Annotated in this window: 13 protein-coding genes; 9 read left to right on the top strand and 4 right to left on the bottom strand. The window is 73.7% G+C overall.

Translation table 11 applies throughout. The annotated features are described in order from the left end of the window. Positions 1-15: 15 nt before the first annotated feature. The 3 genes from OG556_RS09530 to OG556_RS09520 all read left to right on the top strand — a co-directional run bounded on the left by OG556_RS09530 (position 16) and on the right by OG556_RS09520 (position 3,757). The gene (locus OG556_RS09530; RefSeq protein WP_363622295.1) at positions 16-1,755 is read left to right on the top strand and encodes a carbohydrate-binding module family 20 domain-containing protein; all 1,740 of its coding nucleotides are present in this window, start codon (positions 16-18) and stop codon (positions 1,753-1,755) included. Between the two features lie 159 nt (positions 1,756-1,914). After that, on the top strand, positions 1,915-2,139 hold the full coding sequence (locus OG556_RS09525; protein ID WP_363580892.1) for a hypothetical protein: 225 nt from the start codon (positions 1,915-1,917) through the stop codon (positions 2,137-2,139). 55 nt (positions 2,140-2,194) lie between these two features. After that, the gene (locus OG556_RS09520) at positions 2,195-3,757 is read left to right on the top strand and encodes an AMP-binding protein (protein WP_371516735.1); all 1,563 of its coding nucleotides are present in this window, start codon (positions 2,195-2,197) and stop codon (positions 3,755-3,757) included. 50 nt (positions 3,758-3,807) lie between these two features. Here the strand turns inward: OG556_RS09520 and OG556_RS09515 are convergent, their stop codons facing one another. Beyond that, positions 3,808-4,551 (bottom strand): SDR family oxidoreductase, encoded by a 744-nt coding sequence (locus tag OG556_RS09515; RefSeq protein ID WP_363622291.1) that lies wholly within the window; start codon positions 4,549-4,551, stop codon positions 3,808-3,810. Between the two features lie 437 nt (positions 4,552-4,988). Here OG556_RS09515 and OG556_RS09510 point away from each other — a divergent pair, with 437 nt between their 5' ends. The 3 genes from OG556_RS09510 (at position 4,989) to OG556_RS09500 (ending at position 7,778) form a co-directional block, all read left to right on the top strand. Then, on the top strand, positions 4,989-6,056 hold the full coding sequence (locus OG556_RS09510) for an alpha/beta hydrolase (RefSeq protein ID WP_371516734.1): 1,068 nt from the start codon (positions 4,989-4,991) through the stop codon (positions 6,054-6,056). Positions 6,057-6,350: 294 nt separating this feature from the next. Beyond that, on the top strand, positions 6,351-7,142 hold the full coding sequence (locus OG556_RS09505) for a hemerythrin domain-containing protein (protein ID WP_363580900.1): 792 nt from the start codon (positions 6,351-6,353) through the stop codon (positions 7,140-7,142). Between the two features lie 228 nt (positions 7,143-7,370). Continuing rightward, positions 7,371-7,778, top strand: a complete 408-nt coding sequence (locus OG556_RS09500) for a hypothetical protein (protein WP_371516733.1) — start codon at positions 7,371-7,373, stop codon at positions 7,776-7,778. 115 nt (positions 7,779-7,893) lie between these two features. On the opposite strand, the gene OG556_RS09495 is transcribed toward OG556_RS09500, so the two are convergent. Next, positions 7,894-8,457 (bottom strand): DUF1707 and FHA domain-containing protein, encoded by a 564-nt coding sequence (locus OG556_RS09495; RefSeq protein ID WP_063347333.1) that lies wholly within the window; start codon positions 8,455-8,457, stop codon positions 7,894-7,896. A 168-nt stretch (positions 8,458-8,625) separates the two neighbouring features. Further along, a complete protein-coding gene (locus OG556_RS09490; RefSeq protein WP_371516731.1) occupies positions 8,626-9,174 on the bottom strand; it encodes a DUF1697 domain-containing protein in 549 nt (182 codons plus the stop codon). Between the two features lie 65 nt (positions 9,175-9,239). Between OG556_RS09490 and OG556_RS09485 the strand changes: the two genes are divergently transcribed. Continuing rightward, entirely contained in the window at positions 9,240-9,710 is a 471-nt protein-coding gene (locus tag OG556_RS09485) for a pyridoxamine 5'-phosphate oxidase family protein (RefSeq protein WP_363580906.1), read from the top strand. Between the two features lie 66 nt (positions 9,711-9,776). Here the strand turns inward: OG556_RS09485 and OG556_RS09480 are convergent, their stop codons facing one another. Continuing rightward, positions 9,777-10,133 (bottom strand): arsenate reductase family protein, encoded by a 357-nt coding sequence (locus OG556_RS09480; protein WP_363580907.1) that lies wholly within the window; start codon positions 10,131-10,133, stop codon positions 9,777-9,779. Positions 10,134-10,325: 192 nt separating this feature from the next. Here OG556_RS09480 and OG556_RS09475 point away from each other — a divergent pair, with 192 nt between their 5' ends. Both OG556_RS09475 and OG556_RS09470 read left to right on the top strand, forming a co-directional pair. Beyond that, positions 10,326-11,543 carry a cytochrome P450 gene (locus tag OG556_RS09475; protein WP_363580908.1) on the top strand — a complete coding sequence of 406 codons (1,218 nt, stop codon included), beginning with the start codon at positions 10,326-10,328 and terminating at the stop codon, positions 11,541-11,543. A 232-nt stretch (positions 11,544-11,775) separates the two neighbouring features. Continuing rightward, complete coding sequence (locus tag OG556_RS09470) at positions 11,776-12,873, top strand: PP2C family protein-serine/threonine phosphatase (RefSeq protein ID WP_363580909.1); 1,098 nt, start codon at positions 11,776-11,778, stop codon at positions 12,871-12,873. Positions 12,874-13,072: the final 199 nt, after the last annotated feature.

Here is a 13,072-nt window from a genome sequence, read left to right as displayed (position 1 = left end):
CCCCCAGGAGACGACGTGGTCACCACCGCCCCCACCCGCCGGACCGCCCGCGCGGCCGGCGCCCTCGCCGCCTCGGCGGCCCTCGCGCTCTCGCTCGCCACCTCCCTCGGCGCCCCCGCCGCCCAGGCCGCCCCACCCGCCGACAACGGCAAGGACGTCACCGCCACCCTCTTCGAGTGGCGCTTCGACTCGGTCGCCCAGGCCTGCACCTCGACGCTCGGCCCGAAGGGCTACGGCTTCGTCGAGGTCTCGCCGCCCCAGGAGCACATCCAGGGCCCGCAGTGGTGGACCTCCTACCAGCCCGTCAGCTACCGGATCGCCGGGCGGCTCGGCGACCGGACGTCCTTCAAGAACATGGTCGACACCTGCCACGCCGCCGGGGTCAAGGTCATCGCCGACGCCGTCGTCAACCACATGACGGCCGGCTCCGGCACCGGCACCGGCGGCACCGCGTACACCAAGTACACCTACCCCGGCACCTACCAGGACCAGGACTTCCACACCTGCCGCCAGCCGATCACCAACTACCAGGACCGCTCCAACGTGCAGAACTGCGAGCTGGTCAACCTCGCGGACCTGGACACCGGCAGCGCGTACGTCCAGCAGACCATCGCCCGCTACCTGGACGACCTGGGCTCCCTCGGCGTCGACGGCTACCGGATCGACGCCGCCAAGCACATCGCCGCCGGCGACCTCGCCGCGATCAAGGCGAAGACGGCCAACCCCAAGGCCTACTGGGTGCAGGAGGTCATCTACGGCGCCGGCGAACCGGTCCAGCCCACCGAGTACACCGGCACCGGCGACGTCGACGAGTTCCGCGTCGGCACCGACCTCAAGCGGATGTTCACCAGCGACAAGCTCGCCAACCTGTCCGGCTGGGGCGCCTCCTGGGGGTACCTGCCGAGCGGGCAGGCGCGCTCCTTCATCGACAACTGGGACACCGAGCGCAACGGCTCCACCCTCAACTACACCTACGGCAACACCTACACGCTGGCCAACGTCTTCCTGCTCGCCTCGCCGTACGGCGCGCCCAACGTCTACTCCGGCTACGCCTTCACCAACAACGACGCCGGCCCGCCCAACGGCGGCACCGTCAACGCCTGCTACCAGGACGGCTGGAACTGCACCCACGCCTGGCGGCAGATCGCCAACATGGTCGGCTTCCGCAACGCCGTCGCGGGCACCGGCGTGACCAACTGGTGGTCCAACGGCAACAACGCGATCGCCTTCGGCCGCGGCAACAAGGGCTACGTCGCGCTCAACCACGAGAGCGGCCCGATCACCCGGACCTTCCAGACCGGGCTCGCGGCCGGCACCTACTGCGACGTCCAGCACGGCGACCCGCAGCCGGGCGGCGGCTGCACCGGCCCGACCTACCAGGTGGGCGCCAACGGGCAGTTCACCGCGACGGTCGGCGCGGGCGACGCGATCGCGCTGTACGTCCCGGGCGGGTCGGCGAACGCCTCCGGCGCCTCGTTCAACGTCAACGCGACCACCGTCAACGGCCAGAACGTCTACGTGGTCGGCGACATCGCCGCGCTCGGCGGCTGGGACCCGGCCAAGGCGCTGCCGCTCTCCTCGGCCGGCTACCCGGTCTGGTCGCTGTCGCTCGCGCTGCCGGCCGGCACGGCCTTCCAGTACAAGTACGTCCGCAAGGACGCGAGCGGCGCGGTGACCTGGGAGTCCGGGGCCAACCGGACGGCGACCGCGCCGGCCTCGGGCCTGGTCACCCTGAACGACACCTGGCGGCCGTAGGGCCCCGGGCGGCGCGCCCGTGACACCTCCGCGACACCTCCGGGCCGCCCTCGGGCCGCCCCTGGACCCCCGTCAGCCTGGCCTGACGGGGGTCCCTCGTGCGAGTGGCCGTGCCGGTTCAAACCTCGGCCGGCGAAGCGGCGCTGACACGATCGCGGGATGAGAACCACCCCCCTCGTCCTCGACCTCGAACTGTGCGGCGGCCGCTGGGACGGCCACCGCAAGCGCGTCAACGCCGCCGCCCCGCCGCCCGCACTGCGGATGCTGCTCCGGGCCCGCCTACCCGCCGCGGAGAGCGGCGAGTACTGGCCGACCACCAGCGTCTACCGGCTGGACGGCGACCGCGCCGGCTCGCTCCGCTACCGCCACTCGCACGACGAGTGATCACCATCGGGTATAACTCCCGGCCCTGGAAAAGGGGTTGGGTTAGGGTGGGGACATGGTTGCGAACTGCAAGGAAGAAGTGGCCGTGAACGAACCGGAGTTCGTCAGCGCTCCCGCCCTGATTCTTCAGTCCCTCGCCGCCGACCCCGACCGACGGGCCATCACCACCGCCGACGGCGTCGAACTCACCGCCGGCGACTTCGCCGCCGCCACCTACCGCCTCGCCCACGAGCTCGTCGCCCGGGGCGTGGTGCGCGGCGACACCGTGACCCTGCTCGCCGGCAACACCGCCGAGGCGCTGAGCGCCCGTTACGCGGCAGGCCTCGCGGGTGCGCGGGTGGTGAACCTCTACGACGGCATGAGCGCCTCGACCCTGGCCGAGATCGCGACGAGCGTCGACACCGCCGTCCTGCTCGTCGACGCCGAACGGTACCCGGTGGCCGCCGAGTTGCTGCCCCTGATCGACGTGCCGGCCGTCCTGCGTCTCGGCCCCGGGCCGGACGCGATCGGCGAGGACGTGATCGCCGCCTCCGCCCACCGGCCCGCCGAGCCGCCGGCCGTCCGGGTCGGCCCGGACGACGACTGGGGCATCCGGCACACCGGCGGGACCACCGGAATCCCGAAGGGCATCCGGAGCCTGCACGGCGCCTACCGGAAGGTCTTCGACGCCCCCGGCCGCATGGCGAGCGGCGCGCCCCGCTTCCTCGCCGCCACCTCGCTCGCCCACCTCGCCGGGCTCTTCTCCGACCTGACGCTCCACCACGGCGGTGCGGTCGTCCTCCAGCGCTCCTTCGACCCCGGCGCGGTGCTGGCCGCGATCGAGCGCGAACGCATCACCGACCTGTGGGTGCTGCCGCCGCTGCTCTACCAGCTGCTCGACCACCCGGCGATCGGCCGCACCGACCTGTCCAGCCTGCGCCGGGTCTCGTACGGCGGCTGCGCGGCCTCGCCCACCCGGGTGCGCGAGGCGCTCAAGGTGTTCGGGCCGGTCCTGTGGAGCGGCTACGGGCAGTCGGAGGCGCAGAACATCTGCATGCTCGCCCCGCACGAGCACGACCGGGTCGGGCACGGCGGCCAGATCGCGGTCGGCCGACCCCTCCCGGGCATCGAGGTGGTGATCCGGTCCGCCGACGGCGCCGAGCTGCCCACGGGGGAGCAGGGCGAGATCCACGTCCGCTCGGACACCGTCATGGCCGGGTACTGGAAGCGGCCCGACCTGACCGCCGAGGTGCTGCGCGACGGCTGGCTGAACACCGGCGACATCGGCTACTTCGACGCGGACGGCTACCTCTACCTGGCCGACCGGCTCAAGGACAAGATCATCGTGGTCGGCGGGCACGTCTACCCGTCCGAGGTCGAGGACCTGCTGCTCACCCACCCGGCGATCGCGCAGTGCGCGGTCTTCGGGGTGCGCGACGCGCAGGAGGCGGAGCACGTCCACGTCGCCGTCGTCGCCGCGTCGGGGCAGCGGCCGGACCTGGAGGAGGTCCGCGCGTTCGTCACGGCCCACAAGGGGCGGATCTACGCGCCGGAGGCCCTGCACGTCGTGGCCGCGATCCCGCTGACGGCGGTGGGCAAGCCGGACAAGAAGCGACTGCGCGAGTCCGTGGCGGACTGATGGCGGGAGGCCGACGGCGGACCTCCGGCGGGCAGCCCGGGGACAGGGCCCTAGCCCCGCCCGACGTACGGCATGGCGGTCGCCATCACGGTGGCGAACTGCACGTTGGCCTCCAGCGGCAGTTCGGCCATGTGTCGGACGGTGCGGGCCACGTCGGCCACGTCCATGGTCGGCTCGACCGCGATCCGCCCGTCCGCCTGCCGCACCCCGGTGTTCATCGCGGCGGTCATGTCGGTCGCCGCGTTGCCGATGTCGATCTGCCCACAGGCGATCCGGTACGGGCGGCCGTCCAGCGACAGCGACTTGGTCAGCCCCGTGACCGCGTGCTTGGTCGCGGTGTAGGCGATCGAGTGCGGGCGCGGGACGTGCGCCGAGATCGAGCCGTTGTTGATGATCCGGCCGCCCTGCGGGGCCTGCGCCTTCATCTGCCGGAACGCGGCCCGGGCGCAGAGGAACGCCCCGGTCAGGTTGAGGTCGACCACCGCCCGCCAGGCCTCGACCTCCAGGTTCTCCACCGGCACGGCCGCGCCGAAGGTGCCGGCGTTGTTGAACAGCAGGTCCACCCGGCCGAAGCGCTCGACGGCTCCGGCGAACAGCGCGTCCACCGCCGCCGGGTCGGTGACGTCGGTCGGCACCACCGCGGTCGGGGTGCCGCCCAGGCGGGCGGTCTCCCGCAGCGGCTCGGCCCGCCGGCCGGCCAGCACCAGCCGCCAGCCGGCCGCGGCCAGTTCGGCCGCCACGGCCCGGCCGACTCCGCTCCCGGCTCCGGTGACGACGGCGATCTGCTGGGGCATGGCGTTCTCCTGGGTCTGCTCGGGTCTGCTCAGGTCTGGTGGGCTTCGGCTTCGGCTTAGGCTGGGCGCGGGTCGGTCGGGGCGTGAGCCGATCGTTGCGGATGCGGCGGCTGCCGTCACTGGTCGAAGGCCCCAAAATTCGCACCCCCGGACAGGTCTCGGACCGTGCTCCCCGCCGTCCGGCCCCCGCCGACCGGGGGGAGCGGTGAAGGCCTTTACCTGATCGCGAACAAACATTGGATTTCCGGTGGCCACCGCGCAACCGGGCCACCCCGGTCCACGTCATAAGATCGCAGGAAGGCGCGCCACCGCGAGGGAGGACGCGCCGCCACCCCGGGGACCGCAGCAGCGCCGCGCCCCCGGCCTGTCCGGCCCCACCGGGGGGCCACAGCCCGGTCAGACGGACCGGGCGTGTCATCGGTCGGAGAGTCCTCACCGTGCTTAGGCAGTCGTCCCGTTCCCGCGCCGTCCTGACCGGCGCCGCCGTGCTCGCCCTGGCCGCCTCGCTGGCGGCCTGTGGGAGTTCCGGTGGCGGGAAGGGGGACAGCGCCAAGGCGGCCGGCACCCCGGGTGCGACCGGTACCGGCGCCACGGGGGGTTCGCCCAGCGCCGGTGGCGGCGGTACGCCCGCGCCCACCACCGCGGAGCCCGCGGCCGCCACCGGGAAGGTGCTGATGCCCACCGGTCCGGCCGCCACCCTGAGCAAGGCCCGGGACACGTCCGCCGGTCCGATCATGGTGACCACGGTGACCGGCGCGAAGTCCGGCGTCTCCGGCAAGGTCTGGGTCTGGCTGCCGCCCGAGTACAACGACCCCAAGTTCGCCAAGACCGGTTTCCCGGTGCTCACCCTCTTCGCGGGCGGCCAGAGCAACGGCTACAACACCTGGACCGACAACCAGCTGCCGATCCAGGAGGAGAACGAGCAGCTGGTCAAGGCGGGCAAGTCCCACCCGTTCATCATGATCATGCCGGTGCAGAACTTCAACAGCGACGAGCACAACGCGCTGGACTGCTCCGACATCCCGGGCCAGCCCAAGATGGGCACCTGGATGTCCCAGGACCTCCCGGACTTCGTCCGCGCCAACTTCCGCACCGTGAAGGGCCGCGACGGCTGGGGCGTGATGGGCGCCTCCACCGGCGGCTTCTGCAGCGCCAAGCTCGCCCTCCAGCACCCGGACGTCTACAAGGCCGCCGTCCCGATCGACGGCTACTACGTTCCCGACTCGGGGCTGTGGAAGGGCCACGACGCCGAGCGGCAGGCCAACAACCCCGACGTGCTGGTCGCCCAGGGCAAGGCCGACGTGAAGATGCTGGTCACCGCGGGCGGCGCCAACCCGTACGAGACCAAGCTGGTCAAGGGCTGGGTCGCCAAGGCCGCCCCGCCGGTGTCGCTGGAGTACTACGAGCAGCCCGGTGGCAAGCACCTGACCTCGGACTTCAAGAAGATGATCCCGGACACGCTGCAGTGGCTCACCAAGAACCTGGCGGGCCCGGAGGCCGACTGATCCCAGCCGCACGACGACCCGCGCGGCCGTCCGCACGACGCGCCGTACGACGACCCGCAGGCCGTGGGCCCGGGGCACCCAGGTGCCCCGGGCCCACGGCGTTCCGGCAGCGTCCGGAGGCCGGGGCGGGCGATCGCGGGGCGGCACCCGCGCAGCGCGGCTTCCCCCGCGCATATGCCTGTGACCTGCGCGTCAATCGGACATTGATTCACTTTTGATCGACTGTGAGCACCTTGGATGGGGCCGCTCCACCGGCTGGCCCCGCCCGCCCCACGACGTCGTGAAGAGAGTGCCATGCCGATCCATCTACTGCCCCAGCCGTCCCCCTCCGTGCCCGAGCAAGCGGGGTCCGGGGTCGACACCCGGGGCGCGGCCGTGCCCGTGCGGGCCGTCGGCGAGGAGCCGGCGACGGCCCGCTTCGCCGGACTGCGGCTGGTGCACGCCGCGCTGCGCCGGGACCTCGCCCGGCTGCCCAACGCCCTGCGGCTGCTCCAGCCCGGCGAGGACGACGCCGGCGAGGCGCTGCTGCGGCACTGGAGCTTCGTGACCGCGATGCTGACCTGCCACCACGAGCAGCAGGACAGCCGGATCTGGCCGATCGTGCGCCGCTTCGCCCCCGAGCTGCGGCTGCTGCTCAACTGGCTGGAGGCGGACCACCACAACCTCGACCACTCGTTCACCCGGGTCACCACGCTGGTGCGGATCGCCAGCCGGGACACCGGCAGCGCCTGGCCGGTGGCGTACGCGATGGAGGACCTGGCAGCCCGGCTGGAGACGCACCTGCGGATCGAGGAGCGCCAGTTGCTGCCCCGGATGGAGCGGGTGGTCCCGGAGGGCTCCCGGCTCGGCGGCCTGGGCGAGCTGATGGACCTGCTGCGCTCGGCGGACGGCCCGGGGACGGCGGACGCGCTGGCCTGGCTGCTGGAGGGTGTGGAACCGGCGCTGGTGGAGCGGCTGTTGGCCGAGTGCGACGACGACGTGGCCCGCAACTGGCCGCACTGGCAGGCCACCTACCAGCGCTGCATGGCGCCGCTGTGGGGTCCGGCCGGTGCGCGGGGCAGCGACCTGGGCGGTGTCGCCGACTGACCGCCGGTCCTTTTCGCGGCCCGTCGATCTACGCGCGTGGCATACCTCTGAGGCATATGCCGAGCCTTTCCGGAATCCGATCCAGCAGTTCCAACTCCCCTCGTCCCCTAGGGGATTCGACCCATCGCCCTCGGGGTCGCGATCGTTCGGGCGCTCCGGGGCCGGCCAGGGGGTGCGTACCGCCGACGGCCGATGGCGGGGCGCGTGCGGGCGCCTACCGTCGACGCCATGACCACAGCGAGCACCCCGAACTCCCACCGAACCCCTGCCCGGCGCCGTTTCGGGCCCGCCGTCCGCCGCCCGGCGCTCCTCGCCGCCGGCGCCGTCCTCACCCTCGGCGCCGGACTGACCGCCTGCGACGGCGGTGTCGCGCTCTGCCTCGACGACGACAGCTGCGACGTCGTCGTGCGCACCGATGACGCCGAGGCCTCCAAGACCCTCCAGGTCTTCGGCGGCGACCGCACCGTGAAGATGACCGTCAGCCACATCACCGACAGCACGGTCGAGGTCGTGGTCGGGGACGAACGGAAGACCGTCGGCAAGGGCGCCGAGGCCGCCGTCGGCACGGCGAAGGTCACCCTGCGCAAGGCGGACAAGGGCGACCGCTACGCCGAACTGCACGTCACCCGCGGCTGACGTTCACCGCCCGCACGCCCGCACGCCCGCACGTTCACCGTCCGCACGCATGGACGCCCACCCGACGCCTCCCCGGTGCCCGCTCGGGTCCGTACCGACCGGCCGGGGGTGCGACTCAGTCCGAGGCGAGCCGGAACTCCAGGTTCCCGAACCGGACCTGGTCGCCCGGCCGGACCCGCACCCCGCCCGCGATCCGGCGCCCGTTCACATGCGTGCCGTTGGTCGAGCCCAGGTCGTACAGCACCCAGCCGCCGCCCTCGCGCCGCAGTTCGGCGTGCCGTCGGGACACCGAGGCGTCGTGCAGCCGCAGCCCCGAGCCGGGGAACCGACCGATCGTCAACTGCCCGGCCCCGGTCTCCGGCAGGCTCAGCCCGGGCAGCCGTTCGGTGCGCCAGGCCCGGCGCAGCCGGTCCCCGAACGCGGAGACCCGGCCGACCGTCCGCAGCAGGAAGCGCTCGACCGGGCTCCCGGTCGGCAGCCCGGTCATCGCCTCGTCCAACTCGCCCCGGCTGGTGGCGTGCAGGACGATCTCCATCCGGCCGAGGAAGGTGTCGTGCGACAGCCGTCCGCTGCCCGCTCCGTCCTTGAGCACCCCGAGCGCCTGGTCCCGTTCGGCGTCCGAGGGGCGGACCGCGCCGGAGGGCCGGACGGCGCCGGTGCGGAACTCAGGAGACGTCATGGCCCGATTGTCGGCTCGGCCGGCTCGGACTGTCCAGATCACGCCGGGTGCCGGCGCGCGGTGAGTACGTCACTGCACTCCAGACGCCCGGTGCGCCACCGCGGTTCCGGGTGGCCGGGTGGCCGGGTTGCCTGGTGCCGGGGTGGCCGGTGCGCGGATGTCAGGAGGTCAGCCCTTCCGGGCGGCCGCCAGGATCTTCTCGGTGGTGTGCAGGAACCGGGAGGTGACCGCACCCCGGTAGGCCTTGCCGAACAGTTCCCCGGTGACCCACTTGCCGTCCCGCAGGTGGACCACCACGTACGCGGCGCCCGGGTCGGCGCCGACCACCTCGTGGTCGCCCTTCGGCGAGAGGCGGGGGAGGGCGAGGTCGGCGGGCAGCGGCTCGGAGAGGAAGGCCACCACCAGCCGGACGTCGGGCGTCACCTCGACGCTCTTGAACGGCTCGGCGGCCAGCAGCGCGGCCACCTCGTCGACCGTCCGCAGCAGCGTGGGCACCGGGTAGCCGAGGGACCGTTCCAGGTGCTCCTCGATGCGCCGGGTGAGGGCGGCGCGGTCCGGCTCGTCGGTGGTGAAGAAGACGTTGCCGCTCTGGATGTAGGAGCGCACGCCCCCGAGCCCCAACTCGGCGAAGAGCGCCCGCAGCCGCTCCATCCGCACCGTCCGGCCGCCGACGTTGATCGCCCGCAGGAACGCGATGTACGTGGTCGTGGTGGTCACTCCGCCAGTCTGGCACCGGCCCCTGACACCCGGCGGTTGTCGGTGCCCGGTGCCAGACTGGCGCCATGGCCACCTGGCAGGATTTCGAGCAGCAGGCACCCGAGCTGGCGCCCCTCGTGCGGGCCCGGTTCGAAGCCGAGAAGCACCACGTCCTGGCGACGCTGCGCAAGGACGGGTCGCCCCGGGTGAGCGGTACGGAGGTCGACTTCGTCGGCGCCGACCTGATGCTCGGGTCGATGTACGGCTCGGCCAAGGCGCGCGACCTCCAACGGGACGGCCGCTTCGCGCTGCACGCCCATCCGGGGGACGAGACGATGGCCGGCGGGGACTCCAAGGTCTCCGGCCGCGCGGTCGAGATCACCGACGAGGCCGAACTTTCCGCCTACGCGGCCGATCTGCCCGAGCCGCCGCCGACCGCCTTCCACGCCTTCCGGCTGGACCTGGAGCAGGTGGTGCACACCGCCGTGGGGGAGGGCCACCTGTGGGTCCTCAACTGGCACCCGGGCCGGCCGGTGCAGCGGATCCAGCTGCACTGACCGGCCCCGGACGCCCCGGACGCCTCGGAGGCTCCGGACACCTCGGAGGCTCCGGACGCGCCGCTCCTACGGCAGGACGGACTTGACCGCCTCGGGGGTGCGGGCCACGACGGCGTGGCCGTCGTCCGCGGTGATGATCGGGCGCTGGATCAGGATCGGGTGCTCCGCCATCGCCGCGATCCAGCGGTCCCGGTCCGCCGGCTCCCGGGACCACTTCCGCATCCCCAGGTCCTTGGCGACCTGCTCGTCGATGCGGGTGATGTCCCACGGCTCCAGGCCCAGCCGCTCCAGCACCTGCTCCAGCTCGGCCGCGGTCGGCGGATCCTCCAGGTAGCGCCGCACGGTGTACTCGGCCCCGACGGCCTCCAGCTCGCCGAGCGCCGACCGACACTTGCCGCAGCGCGGGTTGATCCAGATCTCCATACCGGCAACCCTACCGAGCCGCCCGACGGCCGGGCGCCAACCCGCCCGGCCCGGCGCCCCCGCCGGACGCGCACCCGGGCCTCCGCCGGTCGAGCCCCCGGTCCGGCCCGGCGCCCCCGCCGGACGGGAACTCCGCTGCACCCTCCGGTGGTTCACGCAGCAGGAACGTGGCCTCTGGGAGGGGAGCACCGGATGGACGGCGCGGCGATCATCGAGGAACTGCTGACCAGCGAGGGCCGGGCCGACCCGTACCCGCTGTACGCGCGGGCACACGCGCTGGGCGCGGCGGTGCCCGCCGGGCCGGACACCTTCCTGGTGGCCGGCCACGCCGCGGCCGACAAGGTGCTGCGCACCCCCGCCTTCGCCGTCGCGACCGCCGACATGATGGCGGAGCTGACCCCGGAGTTCGCCGAGCACCCGTCGCTGGCGCTGTTCGGCCGCTCGATCCTGCAGCGCAACGCGCCCGACCACCCCCGGGTCCGCTCGCTGATCGCCTCGGTCTTCACCGCCCGCCGGGTGGCCGCGCTGCGCCCGGCGGTGGAGGAGGCGGTCGCCGGGCTGCTGGACGGGATGGCCGAGCAGGGCGCCGACGGCTCGCCGGTGGACTTCATGGACGCCTTCGCCTTCCGGCTGCCGGTCGGGGTGATCTGCGAACTGCTCGGCGTCCCCGAGCGGGACCGCTACCGCTTCCGCGACCTCGCCTCCGACCTCACCGTCGCCCTGGAGTTCATCGACGACCGCTCCGAGCTCACCGAGGCGGACGAGGCCGCCGACGAACTGGCCGGCTACTTCACCGAGCTGGCCGCCGAGCGCCTCGCCCGCCCGCAGGACGACCTGGTCACCGACCTGGCCCGGATCGCCGTCGACGACCCTGAGCGGCTGCCCGCCCGGGAACTGCTGGCCAACCTGGTGCTGCTGCTGGTGGCCGGCTTCGAGACCACCACCAACCTGCTCGGCAACGGCCTGGCCCTGCTGTTCCGCCACCCGGAGGCCGCCGCCGGGCTGCGCAGCGGCGCGATCACCCCGGCCGGCTTCACCGACGAGGTGCTGCGCTTCGACTCCCCGGTCCAGCTCACCTCCCGGGTGGCGCTGGCCGAGGGGCTGGCCGTCGACGGGCTGCCCGTGCCGGTCGGCAACGTGGCGCTCCTGCTGCTCGGCGCGGCCAACCACGATCCGGCCCGGTACGACCGCCCGGAGGTGTTCGACCCGACCCGCCGGGACAGCCAGCCGCTGAGCTTCGGCGGCGGCCCGCACTACTGCCTGGGCGCCCAGCTGGCCCGACTGGAGGCCGAGGTCGCGGTGCCCGCCCTGCTCGACCGCTTCCCCCGGCTGGCCCCGGGCGGCGTGCCGGCCCGGCGGGACCGCCTGGTCCTGCGCGGCTTCGAGACCCTGCCGGTGATCGTCCGCTGATGACCGTCTCGCCGCTGACCGCCCACCCGGCCCGGTTGTCGGCGCGCCCGCCGACCCGTCCGCCGGCCGGGGCCGGGTCGGTCACCGTCCGCCGACCGGCCCTGACGCCCCGCTTCCGGGCCCGGCCGGCCCCGGAAACCGGGACGTTCGGCCGTTCGTGGCCGGGTCCTCCGTAGGAGAGCATGGAGGGACGAACCGGTCATACCGACCGGTCGGCCAGGAGGACCCCACCGTGCCCGTAGCACCCCGCCCGGAGCATCCGGCGGCCGTGGAACCCCGGGCACCGCGCTGGGTGCCCTGGCTGCCGGTGCTCCTCCTGCTGCTCGACCTGGCCGCCGAGGCGGTCGTCCCGGACGCCGTCGCGGCCGGCTTCCTGCTGACCGCGCTGCCCGTGGTGGCGGCGTTCAGCTACGGCCCGGTGCTCACCGCCACCACCACGGTCGGCGCCCTGGCGCTGCAACTGGTGCTGGCCGTGCGGGCGGGCCACATCGACGAGCAGCACCACGTCTGGGTCTACATCGCCACGCTGCTCTCCGGGGTGATGGGCACCGCCCTGTCCTGGCAGCGGACCCGGCAGAACCGCACCCTGCTGCACGCCCGTACCGTCGCCGAGACCCTGCAGCGCACCGTGCTGCGCCCGGTGCCCGAGCGGGCGGGCGGTCTGCGGGTGGCCGGCCTCTACCGCCCGGCCCAGGCCGAGGTCCTGGTCGGCGGGGACCTGTACGAGGTGTGCGACACCCGCTTCGGCGTCCGGGTGCTGCTCGGCGACGTCCGCGGCAAGGGCCTCGGCGCCGTCCGTACGGTGGCCGACGTGCTCGGCGCCTTCCGGGCGACCGCGCACGACACCCCCGACCTGGTCGACCTCGCCGACCAGCTGGACCGTGCCGTCCTGCGCGACGCCGCCGACCGGGGCGACGACGAGCTGTTCGTCACCGCCGTCCTGCTGCAGTACCGGCCGGGCTCCGACTGCGTGGAGATCGTCAACCGGGGCCACACCACCCCGCTGCTGCTCACCGAGCACACCATCACCCCGGTGTCCTGCGCGGACGAACTCCCGCTCGGCCTGGCCCACCTCGGGCCCCCCGACGAACGCGGCAAGCCGACCGCCGTCGCGCTGCCCCCGGGCCACACCGTCCTGCTCTACACCGACGGTGTGAGCGAGGCCCGGGACGCCACCGGTGCCTTCTACCCGCTGGCCCCCCGCCTGGCCGCCCTCGGCACCACCTCGCCCGACCGGCTGGTCTCCTTCCTGGCCCAGGACGTCCACGAGTACGCCGGCCTGCTCGCCGACGACCTCGCCGTCCTGGCGCTGACTCCGGAGCGCCCGTAGGCCTTCCCCGGGTGAACTCCCGCAGCCCGAGCCCCCGGTTCCAGCCCTGCCCGCCTGCCCGCCTGCCCGCCTGCCCGCCTGCCCGCCTGCTCGTCTGCCCGCCTGCTCGTCTGCTCGCCTGCTCGTCTGCTCGCCTGCCCGCCTGCCCGCCTGCCCGTCTGCTCGCCCGCCTGCCTGCCCGTCCGCCTCCGACAACGCG

It is taken from the genome of Kitasatospora sp. NBC_01300, assembly GCF_041435235.1.
In the GTDB taxonomy this organism is placed as follows: Bacteria; Actinomycetota; Actinomycetes; order Streptomycetales; family Streptomycetaceae; genus Kitasatospora.
Note: the sequence above shows the minus strand (reverse complement) of the source record. Positions and strands in the feature narration are given on the sequence as shown.

Coding starts and splice junctions, on each gene's coding strand:
- OG556_RS09525 (WP_363580892.1), top strand. CDS start 1,915: ATGAGAACCACCCCCCTCGTCCTCGACCTCGAACTGTGCGGCGGCCGC.
- OG556_RS09515 (WP_363622291.1), bottom strand. CDS start 4,551: ATGCCCCAGCAGATCGCCGTCGTCACCGGAGCCGGGAGCGGAGTCGGC.
- OG556_RS09485 (WP_363580906.1), top strand. CDS start 9,240: ATGGCCACCTGGCAGGATTTCGAGCAGCAGGCACCCGAGCTGGCGCCC.
- OG556_RS09500 (WP_371516733.1), top strand. CDS start 7,371: ATGACCACAGCGAGCACCCCGAACTCCCACCGAACCCCTGCCCGGCGC.
- OG556_RS09520 (WP_371516735.1), top strand. CDS start 2,195: ATGGTTGCGAACTGCAAGGAAGAAGTGGCCGTGAACGAACCGGAGTTC.
- OG556_RS09480 (WP_363580907.1), bottom strand. CDS start 10,133: ATGGAGATCTGGATCAACCCGCGCTGCGGCAAGTGTCGGTCGGCGCTC.
- OG556_RS09475 (WP_363580908.1), top strand. CDS start 10,326: ATGGACGGCGCGGCGATCATCGAGGAACTGCTGACCAGCGAGGGCCGG.
- OG556_RS09495 (WP_063347333.1), bottom strand. CDS start 8,457: ATGACGTCTCCTGAGTTCCGCACCGGCGCCGTCCGGCCCTCCGGCGCG.
- OG556_RS09505 (WP_363580900.1), top strand. CDS start 6,351: ATGCCGATCCATCTACTGCCCCAGCCGTCCCCCTCCGTGCCCGAGCAA.